Source organism: Paenibacillus sp. BIC5C1 (genome assembly GCF_032399705.1).
GTDB lineage: Bacteria > Bacillota > Bacilli > Paenibacillales > Paenibacillaceae > Paenibacillus > Paenibacillus taichungensis_A.
The window spans coordinates 1,557,471-1,577,222 of record NZ_CP135922.1 but is presented as its reverse complement, the minus strand read 5'-3'; the positions used below and the strand labels follow the sequence as shown (position 1 = coordinate 1,577,222).

22 protein-coding genes, 4 tRNA genes, 1 pseudogene and 1 riboswitch are annotated in these 19,752 nt (G+C 48.1%); of the genes and pseudogenes, 13 read left to right on the top strand and 14 right to left on the bottom strand.

Annotation, left to right across the window (positions count from 1 at the left end; genetic code table 11):
• Window positions 1-382: 382 nt before the first annotated feature.
• Window positions 383-1,678 (top strand): Nramp family divalent metal transporter, encoded by a 1,296-nt coding sequence (locus tag RS891_RS07075; RefSeq protein ID WP_113051927.1) that lies wholly within the window; start codon window positions 383-385, stop codon window positions 1,676-1,678.
• 141 nt (window positions 1,679-1,819) lie between these two features.
• On the opposite strand, the gene RS891_RS07070 is transcribed toward RS891_RS07075, so the two are convergent.
• Window positions 1,820-2,512 (bottom strand): HAD family hydrolase, encoded by a 693-nt coding sequence (locus tag RS891_RS07070; RefSeq protein WP_181586467.1) that lies wholly within the window; start codon window positions 2,510-2,512, stop codon window positions 1,820-1,822.
• Window positions 2,513-2,673: 161 nt separating this feature from the next.
• Window positions 2,674-3,072 carry an HAD family hydrolase gene (locus RS891_RS07065; protein WP_228469185.1) on the bottom strand — a complete coding sequence of 133 codons (399 nt, stop codon included), beginning with the start codon at window positions 3,070-3,072 and terminating at the stop codon, window positions 2,674-2,676.
• Window positions 3,073-3,189: 117 nt separating this feature from the next.
• Window positions 3,190-3,365, bottom strand: a riboswitch (cyclic di-AMP (ydaO/yuaA leader).
• 367 nt (window positions 3,366-3,732) lie between these two features.
• Here RS891_RS07065 and RS891_RS07060 point away from each other — a divergent pair.
• Window positions 3,733-4,209: a glutathione peroxidase gene (locus tag RS891_RS07060; protein WP_024629320.1), complete on the top strand. Its 477-nt coding sequence runs from the start codon at window positions 3,733-3,735 to the stop codon at window positions 4,207-4,209.
• Here the strand turns inward: RS891_RS07060 and RS891_RS31650 are convergent.
• Window positions 4,185-4,253: pseudogene (locus RS891_RS31650) on the bottom strand (hypothetical protein); the annotation flags it as partial. The gene RS891_RS07060 and the pseudogene RS891_RS31650 sit on opposite strands and share 25 nt — an antisense overlap.
• Window positions 4,254-4,361: 108 nt before the next feature.
• Window positions 4,362-4,444, bottom strand: a tRNA-Leu gene (locus tag RS891_RS07055).
• A gap of 375 nt (window positions 4,445-4,819) precedes the next feature.
• Here RS891_RS07055 and RS891_RS07050 point away from each other — a divergent pair.
• Window positions 4,820-5,566 (top strand): urease accessory protein UreF, encoded by a 747-nt coding sequence (locus RS891_RS07050; protein WP_315794892.1) that lies wholly within the window; start codon window positions 4,820-4,822, stop codon window positions 5,564-5,566.
• A gap of 273 nt (window positions 5,567-5,839) precedes the next feature.
• The gene (locus tag RS891_RS07045; protein WP_024629318.1) at window positions 5,840-6,043 is read left to right on the top strand and encodes a hypothetical protein; all 204 of its coding nucleotides are present in this window, start codon (window positions 5,840-5,842) and stop codon (window positions 6,041-6,043) included.
• Between the two features lie 57 nt (window positions 6,044-6,100).
• Here RS891_RS07045 and RS891_RS07040 read toward each other — a convergent pair whose 3' ends face one another.
• Window positions 6,101-6,253: a hypothetical protein gene (locus RS891_RS07040; RefSeq protein WP_315794891.1), complete on the bottom strand. Its 153-nt coding sequence runs from the start codon at window positions 6,251-6,253 to the stop codon at window positions 6,101-6,103.
• 78 nt (window positions 6,254-6,331) lie between these two features.
• Between RS891_RS07040 and RS891_RS07035 the strand changes: the two genes are divergently transcribed.
• Complete coding sequence (locus tag RS891_RS07035; protein WP_315794890.1) at window positions 6,332-6,724, top strand: hypothetical protein; 393 nt, start codon at window positions 6,332-6,334, stop codon at window positions 6,722-6,724.
• A gap of 25 nt (window positions 6,725-6,749) precedes the next feature.
• On the opposite strand, the gene urtE is transcribed toward RS891_RS07035, so the two are convergent.
• From urtE to urtA, 5 genes are all read right to left on the bottom strand, one after another.
• Window positions 6,750-7,445: an urea ABC transporter ATP-binding subunit UrtE gene (urtE, locus tag RS891_RS07030; RefSeq protein ID WP_113051878.1), complete on the bottom strand. Its 696-nt coding sequence runs from the start codon at window positions 7,443-7,445 to the stop codon at window positions 6,750-6,752.
• Window positions 7,423-8,232 (bottom strand): urea ABC transporter ATP-binding protein UrtD, encoded by an 810-nt coding sequence (gene urtD, locus RS891_RS07025; protein WP_315794889.1) that lies wholly within the window; start codon window positions 8,230-8,232, stop codon window positions 7,423-7,425. The genes urtE and urtD overlap by 23 nt, the downstream gene beginning before the upstream one ends.
• Complete coding sequence (urtC, locus tag RS891_RS07020; protein ID WP_315794888.1) at window positions 8,195-9,289, bottom strand: urea ABC transporter permease subunit UrtC; 1,095 nt, start codon at window positions 9,287-9,289, stop codon at window positions 8,195-8,197. The genes urtD and urtC overlap by 38 nt, the downstream gene beginning before the upstream one ends.
• An 18-nt stretch (window positions 9,290-9,307) precedes the next feature.
• The gene (gene urtB / locus RS891_RS07015) at window positions 9,308-10,213 is read right to left on the bottom strand and encodes an urea ABC transporter permease subunit UrtB (protein ID WP_315794887.1); all 906 of its coding nucleotides are present in this window, start codon (window positions 10,211-10,213) and stop codon (window positions 9,308-9,310) included.
• Between the two features lie 145 nt (window positions 10,214-10,358).
• On the bottom strand, window positions 10,359-11,609 hold the full coding sequence (gene urtA, locus RS891_RS07010; protein ID WP_315794886.1) for an urea ABC transporter substrate-binding protein: 1,251 nt from the start codon (window positions 11,607-11,609) through the stop codon (window positions 10,359-10,361).
• 260 nt (window positions 11,610-11,869) lie between these two features.
• Between urtA and RS891_RS07005 the strand changes: the two genes are divergently transcribed.
• From RS891_RS07005 to RS891_RS06980, 6 genes are read left to right on the top strand one after another with little or no spacing between them, the layout of a single operon-like run.
• The gene (locus RS891_RS07005) at window positions 11,870-12,172 is read left to right on the top strand and encodes an urease subunit gamma (RefSeq protein ID WP_076291707.1); all 303 of its coding nucleotides are present in this window, start codon (window positions 11,870-11,872) and stop codon (window positions 12,170-12,172) included.
• Between the two features lie 18 nt (window positions 12,173-12,190).
• A complete protein-coding gene (locus RS891_RS07000; RefSeq protein WP_113051873.1) occupies window positions 12,191-12,580 on the top strand; it encodes an urease subunit beta in 390 nt (129 codons plus the stop codon).
• Window positions 12,577-14,295: an urease subunit alpha gene (gene ureC / locus RS891_RS06995; RefSeq protein WP_113051872.1), complete on the top strand. Its 1,719-nt coding sequence runs from the start codon at window positions 12,577-12,579 to the stop codon at window positions 14,293-14,295. Before RS891_RS07000 ends, ureC begins: the two co-directional genes overlap by 4 nt.
• Before the next feature lie 18 nt (window positions 14,296-14,313).
• On the top strand, window positions 14,314-15,009 hold the full coding sequence (locus RS891_RS06990) for an urease accessory protein UreF (RefSeq protein WP_315794885.1): 696 nt from the start codon (window positions 14,314-14,316) through the stop codon (window positions 15,007-15,009).
• 36 nt (window positions 15,010-15,045) lie between these two features.
• Window positions 15,046-15,768 (top strand): urease accessory protein UreG, encoded by a 723-nt coding sequence (gene ureG / locus RS891_RS06985; RefSeq protein WP_315794884.1) that lies wholly within the window; start codon window positions 15,046-15,048, stop codon window positions 15,766-15,768.
• A 58-nt stretch (window positions 15,769-15,826) separates the two neighbouring features.
• On the top strand, window positions 15,827-16,645 hold the full coding sequence (locus RS891_RS06980) for an urease accessory protein UreD (RefSeq protein WP_315794883.1): 819 nt from the start codon (window positions 15,827-15,829) through the stop codon (window positions 16,643-16,645).
• A gap of 136 nt (window positions 16,646-16,781) precedes the next feature.
• On the opposite strand, the gene RS891_RS06975 is transcribed toward RS891_RS06980, so the two are convergent.
• The 4 genes from RS891_RS06975 to RS891_RS06960 form a co-directional block, all read right to left on the bottom strand.
• Complete coding sequence (locus tag RS891_RS06975; protein WP_315794882.1) at window positions 16,782-17,198, bottom strand: helix-turn-helix domain-containing protein; 417 nt, start codon at window positions 17,196-17,198, stop codon at window positions 16,782-16,784.
• Window positions 17,199-17,370: 172 nt separating this feature from the next.
• Window positions 17,371-17,453, bottom strand: a tRNA-Leu gene (locus RS891_RS06970).
• A 17-nt stretch (window positions 17,454-17,470) separates the two neighbouring features.
• Window positions 17,471-17,546: transfer RNA gene (locus RS891_RS06965), tRNA-Lys, on the bottom strand.
• A 107-nt stretch (window positions 17,547-17,653) separates the two neighbouring features.
• Window positions 17,654-17,725 (bottom strand) — tRNA-Glu (locus RS891_RS06960).
• Between the two features lie 308 nt (window positions 17,726-18,033).
• Here RS891_RS06960 and RS891_RS06955 point away from each other — a divergent pair.
• Both RS891_RS06955 and RS891_RS06950 read left to right on the top strand, forming a co-directional pair.
• Window positions 18,034-18,810 carry a DeoR/GlpR family DNA-binding transcription regulator gene (locus tag RS891_RS06955; protein ID WP_315794881.1) on the top strand — a complete coding sequence of 259 codons (777 nt, stop codon included), beginning with the start codon at window positions 18,034-18,036 and terminating at the stop codon, window positions 18,808-18,810.
• A gap of 3 nt (window positions 18,811-18,813) precedes the next feature.
• Complete coding sequence (locus RS891_RS06950) at window positions 18,814-19,710, top strand: Cof-type HAD-IIB family hydrolase (protein WP_315794880.1); 897 nt, start codon at window positions 18,814-18,816, stop codon at window positions 19,708-19,710.
• Window positions 19,711-19,752 lie beyond the last annotated feature (42 nt).

Below are 19,752 nucleotides of genomic sequence, written 5' to 3'. Positions count from 1 at the left end.
ATTTTGAAACGTTGTTGATCCTTATTCAGGTTTTACATCTTTATCTTTTTCATGCATTGGGAAAGGAATACAGGTAATTTATTTAAGGTTGGGTAATATACTAAGGCACAATTCATCCTCCGGTAAATTTTGTCCTCATACACAAAAGTTGCACTAGACAAAAATAATTGAAGGAGTACAATGTAAGTATAAACATAAACGTTTAGACATATGAAAAGTAGTTTAATTACGCTTTTGATTTTGATTTAACTCTTCAAATGTAATCAAAGGAATGACACCGTTCCTCTTCATATAGAATATCAATACTTCAAAGTCGGGTGATTATATTATGAGTAAAAAAAATCCGTTCAACGCTCCTTCAAATGAACCATTGGCTGCGGGTATGGCCCCATCTCTCGGGGAAGCCCACAGCTCCATGAAGGTGCCTCAGAACGCTGCTTGGTGGAAAAAGTTCCTTGCTTTTGTTGGACCGGGTTACCTCGTTGCCGTTGGATATATGGATCCTGGGAACTGGGCAACGGATATTGCCGGTGGTTCACAATTCGGTTACACGTTATTGTCCGTTATTCTGATTTCAAATCTAATGGCTGTAGTATTACAGTCTCTCGCTGGCAAGCTCGGGATTGTCACAGGACGGGATTTGGCCCAAGCCTGCCGCGAACGGTTCAGTATGCCTGTGGTTATGGTGTTATGGATCTTGTGTGAGCTTGCGATTGCAGCCACCGACCTTGCCGAGGTTATTGGTTCGGCCATCGCGCTCAAGCTGCTGTTCAACATTCCCATGTTATACGGCGTCATAATTACTGCTGTCGATGTACTCGTCATTCTTTTGCTGCAAAATAAAGGCTTCCGAGCATTGGAATCGCTCGTTATTGTGCTGATGGCTACCATCGCCCTCTGCTTCGGGATTGACCTGTTTCTCGCTAAACCGGATATGGGCGGCGTCATGCATGGTTTTGTACCCAGTGCCGAGATTTTGCAAAATCCAGCCATGCTCTACATCGCTATCGGGATTATCGGTGCTACCGTGATGCCCCATAATCTGTATCTGCACTCTTCCATCGTGCAGACACGTCAGATTGAACAGACACCTCAGGGCAAAAAAGAAGCGATCCGGTATTCCACCATGGATTCAACCATTGCTTTAACGCTGGCCCTTTTCATCAATGCTGCTATTCTGATTGTGTCTGCTGCCGTGTTCCATAGTGCAGGTATGACTCAGGTCGCGGAAATTACGGATGCTTACCACCTGTTGACACCTCTGCTGGGTACTACCATCGCCAGCATCCTCTTCGGTGTAGCCCTGCTGGCTTCCGGCCAGAACTCTACACTCACCGGCACGTTGTCCGGACAGATTGTAATGGAAGGCTTCCTGAACATTCGTATCCCAGCATGGCTTCGTCGACTGGTTACACGTCTGATTGCAATCATTCCGGCAGTTATCGTAACAGCCATTGCCGGAGAGCACGGAACAGAGGAACTGCTGATTCTGAGCCAGGTTGTGCTGTCTTTACAGCTACCCTTTGCCGTCATTCCACTGGTGATGTTTACGAGTGACAAAAAAAGCATGGGGGCTTTTGCCAACAAGCTGTGGCTCAAAATCATCTCCTGGATCATTGCTGGAGTTATCGTTGTCCTGAATGTGTATCTGATTATCCAGACCATTCTGTTATTCTAGTTTAAACGGAACTACACGGAATTTTGTCTAACTCAAAAAGGCTGATCAACTCAAGTAACGTCTACCTTGAGATGATCAGCCTTTTATATGTTTGAGCAGCCACCTGATCCATACCTATTAGATCTTACATACTGCTCTTATTTAGTTATCTGAACTTTGAGTTACCATTAACAATGGAAGGAGTTCCTCCAGCGATTCAACAGTCCAGTCTGGACGCTCTGCATCTGCAAGCTCCGGCTGGAACCTGCCATAACCCTGCAAAATCCGGATCGTGTGCATACCCAGCTTCTTAGCCGGAATAATATCATTATCAATCCTGTCGCCGATCATGACCGCTTCCTCGGGTTTACATCCAGCCTGTTTCAATGCTACAGCATACAATTCAGGATCAGGCTTGGACACTCCTTCTTCAGCCGAACAGGCCAGCACATCCACATACTTGCGCAAGCCGTAGCTATCCAGCCGATTTTCCGTCCCTGGGCTCTGATTGGCAATGATACCAATCTTATAGTGCTGCGACAACGTCTGGAGAACAGCGTCGGCTGACGCGAAGGGGCGCTCAAGCTCTTTGCGGAACTTCAGCTTCTCCTGTATCTGTTCCCGGTGCCCCTCGTCGCTGATAAGGGTACGAATAGCCAATTTCATCGGCCATTGCTCGTAATTTCGGTAGGAGGCGGCAAATATATCTCGCACCGTCTGCATCTCCACCTGATAACCAAGCGCACAAGCTTCACGAACGAATTGACCGATAATATCATCTACCGGCTCCCATTCGTCCACGAGCGTATCCCCCACATCAAAGAATAACCATTGTATTCCACGTACATCCGGCACGCCTATTCCTCCTCGTTAGCCACAGGAAATTTCCCTATTTCCCAAACCATAAAAAAGAAGACCCACCATCATGCATGAGTCTCCTCAAGATTCCATTTATTTATGATTTCAATTATAACAGGCAGCTGACACTGGATCAATCACAGGAATAGTACTAACCACTAGCCATTAAGCAGAAACCCAACTTCCCCATTCAAGGAATATACAATACGGTCTGCGCCCATTCCCCGATAGATCCCTTTGGGATGGCTTTGTTCCGTAATGACACACAAGGACTTGGACGTCCAGGAGCGGCAAATCTGCAAATATCGACAGGTCAGGTTTAGGCTATTTTCAAAAATAAAAACATTGCCGACACTGCCTTGCGGCAAAAACCATTTCTGAGCTGCAGCCGTGTTCATGCGAATAACATGCTCCACACCGATTCTCCGGAGCCTGCGCTCTTCCCCTGCACTGTTGGTCAGAACGGCAAACGGCATTTTTTTGTACATCAGCAATTTGATAAATTTACGTCCTGCTTCATTTGGAGCAGTCACTAAGATCATCTCTTTATCCATCATTCGTTCCTCCCTTGGCGTGAAAAGACAACAAAAAAGAAGCGTGGGGGACCAAGGCCTCCCGGACGCTTCTTCAATAATCCATAGCAAAAAGACACTATGAACCAGCGTACGGCTTGTTGCCTCTCCCTTTAACGCTTACGAGGTTAGCTGACGGATTCGGGCGCGAGAGTCGCCCTATTTCCGGCTGTCACCGGAAAATTCACCCCATGGATGCCTACTGTCCTGGACAGTTCATCCTGTTGGTTCCCCCGTTTCCCACCCATGAATGAATGGAAACTCAGCGATTAAAACATCGTTCTTTTATAATCATTAATCAGAGCGATATTATCGTTTGTTTCGTTTTTCATGTAAAATTTAATTTAAATTGGAATTACGATATGAATCATACACCCGTGCCATATTGGTGTAAAGTCTGCGCAGATCACCGAATCGACGGATTTTTGCCATTTCCCATCAATAATAGCGCTTACAACGACTCTATTCTCTACCCATCTCATCAAAGCTCTCTAATTCTCTCTTTAGCGAAAATTAGGCATTAAATCAGTCACAGATCATACACGACAGGTTCAAATTGAGTTAAAAAAGCAATATTAATTTTGCAATATTTAATTGCAATCAATATAATAGAAGAAAGAAGAATATGAAATGGAGGCGATTTTCATGTCAGTCTACGACTACAAAGTAAACACCCTTCGCGGTCAGGAAGTTGAAATGTCCAACTATCGTGACAAAGTACTGCTTATCGTGAATACAGCAAGCCAATGCGGCCTCACACCTCAATTTAAAGGTCTGCAAGAGCTTCAGGACAAGTTCAAAGACTCCCCATTTGAAGTTCTTGGTTTTCCAAGCAACCAGTTTGCACAGGAAAAAGGCTCCTCTGATGATATTGCCGAGTTCTGTCAGATGAACTATGGTGTCAGCTTCCCGATGTTCGAGAAAATCGATGTGAATGGTTCAAGCGCTCACCCTCTATTCCAACACCTTACCAAAGAAGCACCGGGCGTACTCGGCTCCAAAGCCATCAAATGGAACTTTACCAAATTTCTTGTGGACCAGAACGGACGTGTTCTGAAACGGTATGCTCCCAAAACAACACCTGATAAAATTGAAGCGGACATCAAAGAATTGCTTAAATAACAAGTGAAGGCCATCCGACCCCGGCAGACAGAATGAGCATGCATTCAGGGGAAACGGGTGACCTTTTTTTTGTCTGGACTCATCTTGATTGTAAAAAAACACAAAAAAAGAAGCTCCCCATACGGGAAGCTTCTTCCTAATCATTCTTATGATGCGGTCGAGAGGACTCGAACCTCCACGGGTATACACCCACTACCCCCTCAAGATAGCGTGTCTGCCATTCCACCACGACCGCATGTCGTAAATAATCGGCAACAGAATTGATTATACCCGGTTCATGTTTAAAAGTAAAGTATTTTTATTAAAATCATTTTAACTGCATTTTTCCTTCCATAAATCGTATAATCTCGTCATTTTCTCCTACGAAGTGCATATGATTAAATTTGATCTCCTTTGTATATCCAATTAGGCTGATCACTCTACTTAATTTGTATTGCCATCCTTTACATCTCCTCAGCATAACATAACTAATTAAGTTATATAAAATAACATTAAATAGATTTAATATTTAAAAAACAAGAATATGTTGACAAAAAGCGGATATTTATGTGAATATATATATCATATAATTCGGATTTACAAACATAAAGCGAACTAAAAAGGAGTATAAATGTTATTTAACATAACATTTAACGAACGTAGGAGGCGAAAGATTGTGAACCGTGGGAATAAGCTGCTCGATTACGTCAAACTGCTTGATTCCTCTATCCAGGTTGGAGGCTTCACTCATTCCTTCGGAATGGATGCCCATATCGCTGAAGGTACCATTCGTAACGCCGAAGATCTCGAATCATTCATGCGCTGCCAATTGCACCCCAGCATCGCGCGTCTGGAAGGCATGGCGATTAAAGGCATATACACCGCCGCAGATCATAATGACGCATGGCGTACAGCACTCATCGACAAGCTCGTCCACGTCCAGCGGACACCAGTTAATCTTAGAGAACACGCCTCCACAATGGGCAAACGACTGATTAAACTGGCTCGTGCACTCCACCCCTGGATTGATTTTAGCCACCTCGAACAAACCCTGGCTAAGTATGAATCCGTCGGCTGCCTCTCCACCGTTCACGCCTGGATTAACCACCACCTCGAAATCCCTGTCGAGGAGGCGGTCCTTGGTTATCTGCATTCAGCCATGAGTGCCTGCATAACCGAAGCCTCCAAAGTGATTCCTCTTCATATCGATACAATCCAGGACCTGCTGGTTCGCCTGGCCGCAGATCTGGAGCATGAATGGCATACCGTCAGCGCCACCGCTGCCGATGGACTGGTACAACCAACCTCAATGTCCATGAAAACGTCGTTCCCAAGCTTTCACATGCTTGGAGCAGGGCTTCACGCCTATAGAGCCTAATCTAGCCCTTTTCCATCCCTAACCCGCCTCCTCACACTGTAAAAATATAAAAAACACGCCGCAACCCCATTGTTGGCGTGTTTTTTATGTCAATTATTTTGTCTATTTAACGCATTTACGCCATTTAACATATTAAAATACACTTATTTCCGTCTTTTTTAATTGTTAGATGACGCAAATACGTATATAATGAAACATACAGCTCGCATATCTATATATTTTACACCGAGAATAACCAGCTGAACACTACATTCCAACGAGGGGTGAACCCTTTTGAACAAAAAGAAACCTGTGACTCCTTTCGGATGGGCCATTAAACGACGTCTAACCGAACTCCAGGTCGACCAAAAGACATTTTGTGAACAGTATGACATTCCGCCATACCGCCTGTCCAATCTCATTCACGGCACACGCAAAGCAACCCGGTTCAGGAACCAGGTCGCTGACATTTTGGAAATACCTGATGATTTAAGATAAGATTTCTGCCAAGGAGGAGCTCATTTCATGAGATACTTAATATCCGATCTGGAGAGATTATCGTTCCAGTCCATACAGCACCAGCTTATCATCGTTGACCACAACTGGATCATCCGAAGCTGCAACACCGCTTGGCAACACGGACTCGGGCAGCTGCTTCCCAAACCAAGCATAACAGGCCCCTCCAGAACAGCATCTAAACCACCCCATTACCTCCATCTTGTAGAGGAGTGGGCATCATGCGAGGAGAAAGCAAAGAATACAAAGATCGTTCAGGAGTTAAAAAGCATGACCGCACCTTTTAAAGACAGTTATACATACGACATCTCCGTCCAAACTGTCCACAACGAACAGCGGTGGTTCCGACTGGAACTCACCCCATTGATTCAGGCCGCCCCATCCCTGCTGTCTGATCTCGCATTGATTGCACACACGGATGTTACCGAACAGAAACAGACAGAACGCCAATTGAAGAAGGCCCTGTCTGAAGTGCGTACTTTGCGTGGACTACTTCCCATCTGCGCTGTCTGCAAACAAATCAAGGATGAACAGGACAGTTGGAACTCTGTTGAGAGTTATTTGGAGAAGCACACTCATGCCGAATTTACCCATGATATCTGCCCAGATTGCATCCGAAGACTCTATCCAAAGTACTCCAACATTCTGGACAAGCGTCCCTGAACTGACCCTACACCAAGATCCTTAACTACACAGACAGATGGTGCTCAAACTGCGACATATCCAGCTCTCGCGGTGTTCCTTGCAGTGCAATCGCCCCTTTGTCCATTACATAGATATAATCTGCAGCACCGCGAACAAAATCAATACTTTGTTCCACCAGCAATACGGAGATTTCACCCTTTTCCTTAATTTTCAAAATGACCTGCCGGATATCCTCTACGATAGAAGGCTGAATGCCTTCTGTCGGCTCATCCAGAAGCAATAGTCCAGGCCGTGAAGCCAGCGCGCGGGCAAATGCCAACTGCTGTTGCTGCCCGCCACTCAGATCACCACCCTGCCGCCCATACATCGTGGCAAGCACCGGAAACATCGCCAGCACATCCTCGGGGAACGTCTTTTCCCCCACTGCACTTGTCTCCAGACCCAGTAGCAGATTTTCCTTCACTGTTAGCTGGGGGAAGATTTCTCGACCCTGTGGCACATATCCAATCCCCGACCTGGCCCGCTTGGCCGGATCGTGGGTGGATAATTCCTGACCTTTCCACTGAATACTTCCTTTGCGCGTTTTAAGAAGGCCCATCAACGTCTTCATTAAGGTGGTTTTCCCCACACCATTACGCCCCATCAGGCATACCACCTGACCAGGCTCGACATCCAGATTCACACCGCGCAGCACATTGCTTTCCCCATAACCGGACTCAATTCGTTGCAGCGACAACATGGTCATCCCTCCTTTTGCCCAGGTACACTTCAGCCACTCTTGGATCTTCCTGCACTTGCGCCATCGTACCTTCCTTTAGAAGCTTGCCTTCATGCATCACCGTCACTTTGGCTGCATACTCGCGAACGAATTCCATATCATGCTCCACTACCACAACAGACCTTTCTCGCGCAATCTCCTGCAGTAGTCTGCCCGTCTTATGTGTTTCTTCGTCCGTCATCCCCGCTGCCGGCTCATCCAGCAGCAATACACGGGGTTCCTGCAGGAGCAGCATGCCAATCTCAAGCCACTGCTTTTCCCCATGTGATAGTGCCCCCGCACGCGCATCCACACGATCCTGCAGACCAATCTGGAGCGTAATCCGCTCCATGGCCGGACTTATTTTTGAATACCGTTGAATACCTAGAGCCTGTAAAGGAGAACGACGGGTCTCCGCAGCCAGCGTCAGGTTCTCCTGCACGGTCAGACCAGCAAAGATGGATGGCGCCTGGAACTTGCGCCCTATCCCTTTTCGAACAATCTGGTACTCCTTCAGACGTGTCAAATCCGTGCCATCAGCCATCTTCACTGTACCGGACAAGGGCTTGGTTTTGCCGCAAATCACATCCAGCATCGTTGTTTTCCCCGCACCATTGGGGCCGATCAGAAAATGCAGATCATGTTCATGCAGCTTCAGATTCATGCCTTTGACCGCAACAAAACCGCCAAATGCCACCGTAATGTCGTCGGCGACCAGGACTACCGGAACGTCAGTAGACTTTTGGTTTTTCCTGACTGACTGGAACATGCACAACCTCTCCTCTCCGTTTCAGCAAGCGCACCACATGACGGTATACACCAACAAGCCCATTCGGCATGAACAAGACCACGGTTACAAAGAGCCCACCAATGACAAACAACCAACCTTCGGGATAAGCTTCACTGATGCCCGTTTTGGCTGCGTTCAGCACCACCGCTCCGATTACCGCACCAATCAGCGTTCCACGACCGCCCAAGGCAACCCATAACACCATTTCAATTGAAGGCACGATTCCCATCATGGAAGGCGAGATGATCCCTACCTGGAGCACAAATAACATACCAGCGATTCCCGCCAGCGCTCCGGAAAGGGCAAAGGCCAGCGTTTTGAACCCTGCCGGGTCATAGCCTAGAAAGCGAACCCGATTCTCCCCATCCCGCGCAGCTTCAAGCACCTGACCGAACCTGCTGTTCACAACCCGGCGACACAGCAGATAGGCAATCACCAGAACAGCAAGCGTTATATAGTAAAGAGCAATCGTTGTCCCTGCCGAATGAAGGGTAAAACCAAAGATTGCGTTATATCCCGTTATACCGTTAGTCCCTCCCGTCCATTCCTGTTTGCCCACAAATAACGTTACTGTAATAAGGACTAATGCTTGGGTCAGAATTGTAAAATACACACCGGTGATCCGGTTACGGAACGTGAACCACCCCAGAGCAAAGGCCAGCAATGCCGGAAGAGCAATGCCCAGCAATAGTGCCATCGGGAATGACCTGAATGGTTCCCAGAACCACGGCAGACCGCTAAGACCACTCCATCCCATAAAGTCTGGAAGTGTTGTACCGCTCGCCTGCAGCTTCAGATACATCGCCATGGCGTACCCACCAAGTCCGAAGAATACGCCATGCCCCAGACTAAGCACTCCTCCATATCCCCAGATCAGATCCAGACCGATCGCCAGAATGGCCAGGGCCAGGAATTTCGCCAACAAACTAAGCCGGAACTCCGTGGAAATGAGTGGAGCCAGACACATCATAATCAGGACAACCGCCCAGATGATCTTCATTTTCAGACTACCCGTCTTGAGAAGTGCCGACATCATATAACCCCCTTCTTCGCATTAATCGAGACTCCGGGTCCGTATGGCAACGAGCCCACGTGGCTTCCATTGCAGGAAAGCTACAATACAGACAAACACCAGCACCTTACCGATGGAGGCTGAGGTATACGTTTCAAATAACGTGTTGAACATGCCAATGCCGAGTGCACCACACACAGTTCCCACCAGTTTCCCCACACCGCCCAGTACAACCACCATGAATGCATCCACGATATAATACGTGCCCAGCGAAGGACCAATCGGGCCGATAAGTGTCAACGCACATCCAGCGATGCCGGCAATGCCTGAACCAATCGCAAAGGTCATGCCATCCACTCGCCTGGTGGAAATCCCAAGACAGCCCGCCATGCTTCGATTCTGCATCACGGCCCTCATCCGTCTCCCGGAAGAAGTCCGATAGATGTATAGATACATGCAGAGCAACACAATCACAACCAGCGCGATAATGAAAAGACGTTTATACGGAAACACAATACCGTCCGCGACGGTCAAACCTCCGTTGAGCCAAGCAGGACTGGATACCCCTACATTTGGCGCCCCAAATATCGTTCGGGCCAATTGTTGCAGCATCATGCCCACACCCCATGTAGCAAGCAGACTGTCGAGCGGCCTCCCATACAGATGCCTGATCAGCACCACTTCCAGCAACCAGCCTATAAGAGCCGCCACACCAAAGGCGATAGGCAGAGCCACAATAAAGTAGACATCGAACCACGCTTGCGGAGCATACGAAATGAACAGATTTTGCGTCACATACGTAGCGTAAGCGCCGATCATGATCAATTCACCATGCGCCATGTTAATGACATTCATCAACCCAAATGTAACCGCGAGTCCCAATGCAATCAGCAACAGGATGGAACTGATGCTTAACCCATTGAACATTTGCAGGACAAACATATCCATCACTTTTCCCTCCCATGCTGTGAACATCTAATTTTATAGAAGACATCATTAACGTTTCACATCAACGCTTTACCGTAATGTTGTATGAGGGTGTGTTGTCTCACCCTCATCTGTTATTCAGCAATTTTGGCGTGAAAAGCCTGCGCTATTTGGCACTGAGGGAAGCGCCCCACTCGTACGTTTTCAGATATGGATCAGGTTTGACGGGTGCGCCGGAGTTCCACAATTCCTTGAACTGTCCATCTTCCTGCACTTCGCCAATCCGCACCGTTTTGTAGATATGCTGGTTCTCTCCGTCCACCGTCACTTTTCCTTCCGGTGCATCGAATTCCAGACCTTTGGCGGCCTCCTTCACCTTTTCAACATCGGTTGATCCGGCTTTTTCCACGGCTGCTTTCCACAGATAAACGGCCACATATCCCGCTTCAATCGGATCGGCCGTCACCCGGTCAGCTCCGTATTTTTCTTTATATTTCTCTACAAATGTTTTATTTTCAGGTGTTTCTGTTGTCTGATAATAGTTCCAGGAGGCCAAATGCCCTTTCAATACATCAGCACCAATCCCCCGAATTTCTTCCTCCGCCACACTCACTGACAGAGTTGTCAACTGTTCCGAAGAGATCCCGGCATCCTTTAATTGTTTGAAAAAGGCGACATTGCTGTCTCCGTTCAGCGTGTTGTATACAATATCCGGCTTGGCAGCCTTGATTTTGCTGATAATTGTACTGTAATCCGTATGTCCCAGCGGTGTATATTCCTCCCCCACCACTTCACCGCCCTCAGCTGCAAGCTGAGCTTTAATAACCTGATTGGCGGTTTTCGGGAAAACATAATCCGAACCCAGCAGGTAAAACTTCTTGCCCCTGTTCTCGAGCAACCAGGTTACGGATGGAACGATCTGCTGATTCGTTGTCGCTCCTGTATAAAAAATGTTGGGTGATGATTCCAATCCCTCATATTGCACCGGGTAGAACAACAGACCTTTGTTCTGCTCAAACACCGGAAGCATCGCCTTCCTGCTCGCAGAGGTCCATCCGCCAAACACAGCGGCTACTTTATCCTGCTGCAGCAGCTTCCCAGCTTTCTCTGCAAATGTAGGCCAATCGGAAGCGCCATCCTCGACCACAGGCTCGATCTGTTTACCCAGAACTCCGCCCGCTGCATTGATCTCTTCAATGGCAAGCATCTCCGCATCCTTAACCGACACTTCACTGATTGCCATCGTTCCACTCAGGGAGTGAAGAACACCTACTTTAATCGTATCTCCGGATGAAGCTGGCTCTCCCGCCCCACCGGAACCCGATGCCTCAGGTGACGTTCCACCCTCCACACATCCTGTCAACGCAATGACTGCACCGAGCAAAACACTCCATAACTTGACCGACCTCTTCTTCAATAGCCTACACTCCCTTTTTTTAGTCTATTGACGAACATTAAGGTCATATATGTCCGAAATGTTCGTTGATCCAAATTATGGAGTCTTACACTCACCGTGTCAATAATGCTTACACAATTTTATTTTATGCATACTCGTTTCATGCATGCTGCTAATATAATTGGAACCATATTGACAAAGGGTCCACCCTGTGTGAGTATATTTAACATATAACATGATCCATGACGACATAGACTATCTAAGGGAAAGGTCGGATTACCTTGCACTGGACTGAGCAGGAAAAAGAAAAACTCCTGATTACCGTGGCTGCTAACCTCGCCCGCGAACGCAGAGGACGCGGACTGAAACTGAATGTTCCCGAAGCTATCGCATTGTTGACCTCCGAGCTCATGGAACGTGCACGCGATGGCATGAGTGTTGCAGAGTTGATGAGATACGGCGGCACGATCCTGACACGCGAAGACTGCATGGAAGGTGTACCCGATATGATTCCTGAGGTACAGGTGGAAGCCACTTTTCCTGACGGAACAAAACTGGTCACTGTCCATGAACCTATACGCTGAGAAAGGCAGGAGAACTCCATGATCCCAGGTGAATATCGCTTAAAACAGGATGATGAGATCATCTGTCATCCCGATCGCTTAACCGTGCGTCTGATTGTACTGAACCGCGGCGACCGTCCGGTTCAGGTTGGTTCTCACGTTCATTTCTATGAAGTCAATGCTGCGCTGGACTTTGATCGCGCTTCCGCTTTCGGACATCGCCTGCATATTCCGGCAGGCACCGCTGTTCGTTTTGAACCCGGTGAGGAAAAACCGGTCGAACTCACCACATTTGGCGGCAAACGTCAGATTTATGGATTTAACGGACTAACCGAAGGATCAGCCGATCAGCCACCTGATCCACAGAAACTGGAAACATTTCTGAAGACATTCGCACCCCCTGTGCAGAACGGAGGGGAACCTCTATGAAACGAATGAGCCGCGAACAATACGCGTCCATGTTCGGACCTACAACCGGGGATGCTGTCAGACTGGCGGATACGGAACTATGGGCAGAGATTGAGCATGATTATGCAGTTTACGGAGATGAAAGCAAATTCGGCGGCGGCAAGGTTATTCGTGACGGGATGGGTCAGTCCACATCAGCCCTTCGCAGTGATGGGACACCCGATACCGTCATTACCAACGCCGTCATCATTGATCATTGGGGGATTGTAAAAGCAGATATCGGTATTCGCGACGGCCACATCTGCGCAATCGGAAAATCCGGTAACCCGGATACGATGGACGGAGTCGATCCCGCGCTGGTTATTGGCGCATCGACCGAAATCATTGCCGGGGAAGGCATGATTGTGACCGCAGGAGGCATTGATACCCATATTCATTTTATTTGTCCACAACAGATTCAAACGGCATTATCTTCAGGTGTAACAACCATGATCGGTGGTGGTACAGGACCTGCAACCGGCACCAAAGCCACCACCTGTACACCCGGAGCCTGGCATATCCACCGTATGTTAGAGTCCGCAGAGGCATTCCCCATGAATATCGGTTATCTCGGCAAAGGCAATAGTTCCAGCACCGCTCCATTAATTGAACAGATTGAAGCCGGGGTCATTGGACTGAAACTGCACGAAGATTGGGGCACAACACCAAGTGCTATCGATGCCTGTCTGACCGCAGCCGGAGAACATGATGTCCAGGTAGCCATTCATACCGATACGCTGAACGAGACCGGATTTCTCGAAAATACACTGGCGGCCATTAACGGACGCACAATCCACACCTATCATACGGAAGGTGCTGGCGGCGGACACGCGCCAGATATTATCCGTGCTGCCGGAGAGTCTTACGTCATCCCCTCTTCAACCAACCCAACACGTCCTTACACACGCAATACCGTAGAAGAACATCTCGATATGCTGATGGTTTGTCACCATCTGGACCCTTCGATCCCCGAAGACGTTGCCTTTGCTGATTCGCGGATTCGCCCCGAAACGATCGCGGCCGAAGACATTTTGCATGATCTTGGTGTATTCAGCATCATCAGTTCCGATTCACAGGCGATGGGCCGGGTTGGCGAAGTCATTATTCGCACCTGGCAGACCGCTGACAAGATGAAAAAGCAGCGAGGCAAGCTTGAACTGACCTCAGGCTCACCCTCCGATAACGATCGGATCAAAAGGTATGTCGCCAAATATACGATCAATCCAGCTATCGCTCACGGCATAGGCCATCTCGTTGGTTCCGTGGAGGTTGGCAAGCTCGCAGACCTGATCGTCTGGAATCCGGCCTATTTCGGGGTAAAGCCTGAGATGGTCATCAAGGGCGGTATGATCACCTTCGCTCAGATGGGTGACCCCAACGCATCGATCCCTACGCCGCAGCCCGTATTCGGCAGACCGATGTTCGGCGCTTACGGCGGCGCACTCACCAAAGGGTCGATCACCTTTGTCTCCCAAGCCGCAGCAGATGCAGGAATCAAGGATGCACTAGGTTTGAACAAGCGCGTGGAACCTGTCAAAGGCTGCCGTTCGGTGAGCAAAAAGGACATGATTCATAACGACGTTACACCCATCATTGAAGTCGATCCCGAAACCTACGAGGTACGGGCCGATGGTGAACTTCTCACCTGTGAGCCCGCGGACGAATTACCGATGGCACAACGCTATTTCATGTTTTGACAAAGGGGGCCACGCATAATGATGCACAGCGGCACGAAGTTGCTCCGTTATGTTCAACTGCTGGATTCGGCCCTGCCCATCGGCGGGTTCTCCCACTCGTTCGGTCTGGAGGCATACACTCATGACGGTAGAATACGGACTACTGCCCAGCTGGAACAGTTCATTCGCGGCCAGCTCCATTCCAGCCTCGTACGGCTCGATGGTCTTGCCATCAAAGGCGTCTACCAGGCCATTAAACAACAGGATGCCTCCCTTCTAGCCCTTTACGACAAACGTGTACACGCGCAGCGAACCCCCAGGGAACTGCGGGAAAGCGGGCACAAGATGGGGAAGCGATTACTTAAGCTTGCGAGATCACTTTACCCGTGGATGGACTTTTCCCTAATCGACGAAGCCGTACAGGAACACGGAGCCTTTTGCGGCATTACAACGATTCACGGCTACATCAATTATCAGCTGGAAATTGGTCTGGATGAAGCCATCACTGGACATTTGTATACCTCAGTTAATGCTTATGTTAATAGCGCTCTGCGTCTTCTGCCCATCGGGCAAACCGAAGCACAGATGCTTATTCAAAAACTTTTGAATGATATCGATTCTGAATGGTCTCAAATTCGGGACGAAGACCCGGAAGATATGCACAGCTTCGGTATTGCCCAGGAAATCTACGCTATGCGGCACGAGAGCCTGCCAGCTCGTCTGTTCATGTCCTAACTATTACATTAATTCAAAACCAAGGAGGAATTTGTTATGTGTGGAGGAGCTAATCATACGCATCATACGGAATGGGAACGTAAAGTATTTGATCGGAGTCGCCCGATGCGAATCGGAATCGGTGGGCCAGTAGGTTCAGGAAAAACAGCCCTAGTGGAGAAGCTGTCCAAGGCACTTCGTACACGCTACAGCCTGGCCGTTATTACTAATGATATATACACAAAGGAAGATGCCGAGATTTTACTGCGTCAGAATGCACTCGCACCAGAACGTATTATTGGTGTAGAAACAGGGGGATGCCCGCATACCGCTATTCGTGAGGATGCCTCAATGAATTTCGAAGCCGTTGATGAGTTGATTGAACGCTTCCCGGACCTGCAGCTGATCTTTATCGAAAGCGGCGGCGACAACCTCTCTGCCGCTTTCAGTCCGGAACTGGCGGACGTATTCATTTACATTATTGATGTGGCTCAAGGGGAAAAGCTACCTCGCAAAGGCGGTCCGGGTATTACACGTTCTGACCTACTGCTGATTAATAAGACCGACCTCGCCCCTTATGTTGGCGCAAGTCTGCAAGTAATGAAGGATGATACCGAACGGGTACGTGAGGGACGACCTTATGTGATGTCGAACCTGATGAGCGGTGAAGGGGTATCCGAAATCGTCCATTGGCTTGAACATCAATATATGGATGACGATGCTTCCGCTGCGCATCTGCATACACACACCCATGAGCACGGAACGACTCACAGCCACTAGTTCACCTCCCTCTGTACACGGAGTTGAATATGGACTGAACCGCAGTACTGGAGATGCCGTGATACGCCGCAGCGAGCTTCGGGCCACGTTCGCCCTCCAAGGCGGGCGCACCGTCATGACCGATCGATATTACAGCGCCCCTCTCCGGTTCAGCCGATCCTTTCGACCCCCGGGTGGCGGAGATGAATTATGTGTATACACTTCAGACGTCTCTCCAGGCGTGCTGAACGGTGATCAATATCGATCCGAATGGCAATTGGGGCAGAACACTCACTTAATGTTAAGCAGCACATCAGCCACGAGGCTTCATCCCACACCCACTGTTCCGTCATCTGTGAACCACCATTTTCGGCTGGAGCAAGGAGCGGTGCTGGAGTACTTCCCTGAATGCGTTATTCCGTTTAAAGGTAGCTCATCCTCACTCACCACGACCTTCGAGTTGGGTGAACAAGCAATACTTGCGTATGCTGATATCTGGTCCGCTGGACGGATTCATCGGGGAGAGGCCTTTCAGTTCAAGCGATATCGCAGTCTGACAGAAATCTGGCAAGGGAAGCAGTTGGCCGTATGGGATCGCTTCGGGTTCGAACCAGAAGCGGACGATCCAAAATCATCCGCAGCAATGTTAGACTACACCCATACTGCGGCTTTATGGATGATTGCCCCTCGATTGGGCGCAGCACAATTGGAGTCCGTACGGTCAATTCTTCCCCCAGATGGTCGTATGCTTGCCGGGGCCAGCTTGCTCACTTCAGGCGGGATCGGTGTTCGTTTGCTCGGAATGGCTGCCTGGGAACTTCAGGAGCAATGCCTTGAGATCTGGAACGCCCTTCGATCCGATCTTTTGGGTAAACCTAACCTCATATTCCGTAAGTGAAAGCTATACGTCTAACAGACTAATGCAACAAGTTCAAAAAAACCTCTGAACAACTCTCCGACGGGTTTCGGATGTGTTCAGAGGTTTTTTATATACCCAGGTAATTCGGTCAAGTTGCAGCTTTCACTAACTTGCACTACAACAGCTCGTCTCCTTTGGGCTTATCTTCTCCCTTGTAACGAAAATCACCTAAATCTCTGCTTTCCTTGGATTTGCGATAACGGGTAAATTCAATATATTCACTGATAAAAGACTGTTCCACAGTCGATAATTCGCCTTCTTGGCAATTCAATTGCCGCAACACGTCAAAAAAATAATCCTCCCGTTTTTCCCGTACCATCGCCTCCTTGGATGGACGTCCAATCATGAGCCAGTCAAGGCTCACATCAAAAAACGAAGCAATCTCAATTAGTTTATTCGTACTCGGAATAGATTTACCGCGTTTCCAGTCACCCAGATTGCCCGTGCTGATCTTCAGCTGTTGGCAGAAAGCCTTCTTGGTCATTCCTCGTTCGGCAATCAGGTGTTCAATTCGCTCATAGATCGACTGCATACAGAACCGCCTTCCAACCGTAATAATCAATACATGTACCTAAATTATACCACAACCTTCCTGAATCCTCAGCCTTTTAATCCCAGGAATACGTTCTGGTATTTTCTCATAACACAAAGATAGACTCCCATGAATAATCATGAGAGTCTATCTTATACGTTTGTTGCTGTGATGCGGTCGAGAGGACTCGAACCTCCACGGGTATACACCCACTACCCCCTCAAGATAGCGTGTCTGCCATTCCACCACGACCGCATATTCAATTATAAAAATGGTGAGCCATGAAGGGCTCGAACCTTCGACACCCTGATTAAAAGTCAGGTGCTCTACCAACTGAGCTAATGGCTCTTGCTGTAACTTCACCGGATGTGCCATGCGTAACTCTTTTGCTTAGGAGCTATGACTTTTTGAGGATTCCTCATCAGGATTGTACATCCCTGAGGTGGTGAAGATAATGACCCGTAGGGGATTCGAACCCCTGTTACCTCCGTGAAAGGGAGGTGTCTTAACCCCTTGACCAACGGGCCTTGTAAACAAGTTGTCTTTCTTGGCGACAAGAATGAGTATATCATAGGCCAACTTAAATGTGCAACACTTTTTTTAAAAACTTTTGTATGCACTCCTCTCCCCTCTTTCTCCATGAGGTCAAGAGCATGCACACGCCTAAAATGTCTTTCACAAATTTATCACCGTAATCATCGCAATTTGTAAAATTAGTATCAAAAAACTTAAGTACACTTACATTCACTTATAATATTGCAAATATCATTATTAGTACTTATAATTAACCTATCAGTTATATACACGGTCAGCTACGTATAAGGAGGCGGCATGTTTGTTTCAGGAAGAACGAATGCAGCTGATTATTGAACATTTGCGTAAACACAATCGCATTTCGGCTGATGATATTGTATCCCTCTTTGACGTTTCCCGGGACACAGCACGAAGGGATCTGATTAAGCTCGAAGAACAGGATGCCATTATCCGAACGCGCGGCGGTGCAATTCTCCCCGTTCCACCAGATGAGCGCCGATCTTATAAAGATCGTTTGCTCCACATTTCCGACGAAAAAAGAGCTATTGGCAAACTAGCGGCCGCGATCGTCCGCCAAGGCGAACACATTATTCTGGATTCTTCCACTACTGTGCAGACTTGTGCCGAAAATCTAAATGGCAAGTCCTGTACCGTCATCACCAATTCCATTTATTCAGCTGATCTTCTCTCCAATCATACCGCTGTCGAGATTCGTTTGCTGGGCGGAACAGTCGATAAGGAGCAACGTTATGTCTATGGAACTTCAGTGATTGAAACTCTTTCCCATTATTATGTAGACAAAGCCTTTATCGGCATTGGCGGAATTACGATGGATGGGTTCAGTGCCTCTGAAGAAGAAGGAAAGATCAAACACAAAATGATGCAGGCTGCAAAACAGGTCATTGTACTCGCTGACCATTCCAAGTTTGATAAGCGATATGGTTATCGTTTTGCGGACTGGTCATTCGTTGACATGTTAATTACAGACCAATGGCCTTCCCAAGATTGGCGAACTTTTCTAGCCGAACAACAAGTCGAGATTCTCATTCCTGAACCTACAATTGAAAAGGAGTTGTAACATATGAAATTATTTGCTACCGATTTAGATGGAACCCTGTTGAACAGAGACAGTCAGATCAGTCCGGAAAACGCAGCTGCAATCCATAAGGCGCAACAAGAGGGATTAAAGATTACGATCGCTACAGGACGGGTCTATTCCGACGTATTAACTATAAGCAGCGAAGGCGGAATTAACACGCCAGTTATCGGCTCCAACGGAGCTACCATCCATGATGCCAACGGTGAACGCCTATTCCATCTTCCACTCGAGCGAGAGACGGCCGCGTCCGTCATGCAGTGGCTGGAGGATCATCATTGCTACTACGAGGCCTCCACACAACAGGGTATTTACGCCCCTATAAGCAGCCATGAGGCGATGCTCGCTGAGATGGATCGCATTCTGGGTTCCAGTCCTGGGGAAGATATTGAACGCCTTATTCGAGCTGTTAAAAAGCACTATGACAAGAAAGACTATCACCGCGTACACTCCCATCAGGACATCCCTTCCGAAGCTTACATTTACAATATTATGGCCTTTTCATTGGATCCGGCTCAATTGCAGCAGGGACGCGAATACTTTGTTTCTCGCTCCGATGTAGCCATGGTGGTATCCGCTGAACACAACTTCGAAATGCAGCACCCTGATGTATCCAAAGGTAACGCCTTAAGCAAACTGGCAGCTCATCTGAACATCTCCATGGAAGATACGGCAGCTATTGGTGATAACTTCAACGATGTATCCATGCTGAAAATGGCAGGACTCGGTATTGCCATGGGCAATGCTGAACCAGAGATTAAGGCACTTGCCCAGGCTATCTCTTTGACCAACGTGGAGCATGGTGTCGCACATGCCATTCAGTGTGTTCTTGAAGGAAAGCCCGTTTCCCGGCCGGAGACTGTCATTGAAAGCGGTCAGTAATCTATTTTCTTGATGGTTCGGCATAACTACCTAGCAATTCCA

Bases quoted from the DNA above. Each gene is read 5' to 3' on its own strand.
- RS891_RS07075 (WP_113051927.1), top strand. From the start codon at position 383: ATGGCCCCATCTCTCGGGGAAGCCCACAGCTCCATGAAGGTGCCTCAG.
- ureC (WP_113051872.1), top strand. From the start codon at position 12,577: ATGAAACGAATGAGCCGCGAACAATACGCGTCCATGTTCGGACCTACA.
- urtD (WP_315794889.1), bottom strand. From the start codon at position 8,232: ATGTTCCAGTCAGTCAGGAAAAACCAAAAGTCTACTGACGTTCCGGTA.
- RS891_RS06950 (WP_315794880.1), top strand. From the start codon at position 18,814: ATGAAATTATTTGCTACCGATTTAGATGGAACCCTGTTGAACAGAGAC.
- RS891_RS07050 (WP_315794892.1), top strand. From the start codon at position 4,820: ATGTTATTTAACATAACATTTAACGAACGTAGGAGGCGAAAGATTGTG.
- RS891_RS07035 (WP_315794890.1), top strand. From the start codon at position 6,332: ATGACCGCACCTTTTAAAGACAGTTATACATACGACATCTCCGTCCAA.
- urtB (WP_315794887.1), bottom strand. From the start codon at position 10,213: ATGGATATGTTTGTCCTGCAAATGTTCAATGGGTTAAGCATCAGTTCC.
- urtE (WP_113051878.1), bottom strand. From the start codon at position 7,445: ATGTTGTCGCTGCAACGAATTGAGTCCGGTTATGGGGAAAGCAATGTG.
- urtC (WP_315794888.1), bottom strand. From the start codon at position 9,289: ATGATGTCGGCACTTCTCAAGACGGGTAGTCTGAAAATGAAGATCATC.
- RS891_RS07065 (WP_228469185.1), bottom strand. From the start codon at position 3,072: ATGATGGATAAAGAGATGATCTTAGTGACTGCTCCAAATGAAGCAGGA.
- RS891_RS07000 (WP_113051873.1), top strand. From the start codon at position 12,191: ATGATCCCAGGTGAATATCGCTTAAAACAGGATGATGAGATCATCTGT.
- ureG (WP_315794884.1), top strand. From the start codon at position 15,046: ATGTGTGGAGGAGCTAATCATACGCATCATACGGAATGGGAACGTAAA.
- RS891_RS07060 (WP_024629320.1), top strand. From the start codon at position 3,733: ATGTCAGTCTACGACTACAAAGTAAACACCCTTCGCGGTCAGGAAGTT.
- RS891_RS06990 (WP_315794885.1), top strand. From the start codon at position 14,314: ATGATGCACAGCGGCACGAAGTTGCTCCGTTATGTTCAACTGCTGGAT.
- RS891_RS06975 (WP_315794882.1), bottom strand. From the start codon at position 17,198: ATGCAGTCGATCTATGAGCGAATTGAACACCTGATTGCCGAACGAGGA.
- RS891_RS07040 (WP_315794891.1), bottom strand. From the start codon at position 6,253: ATGGGGTGGTTTAGATGCTGTTCTGGAGGGGCCTGTTATGCTTGGTTT.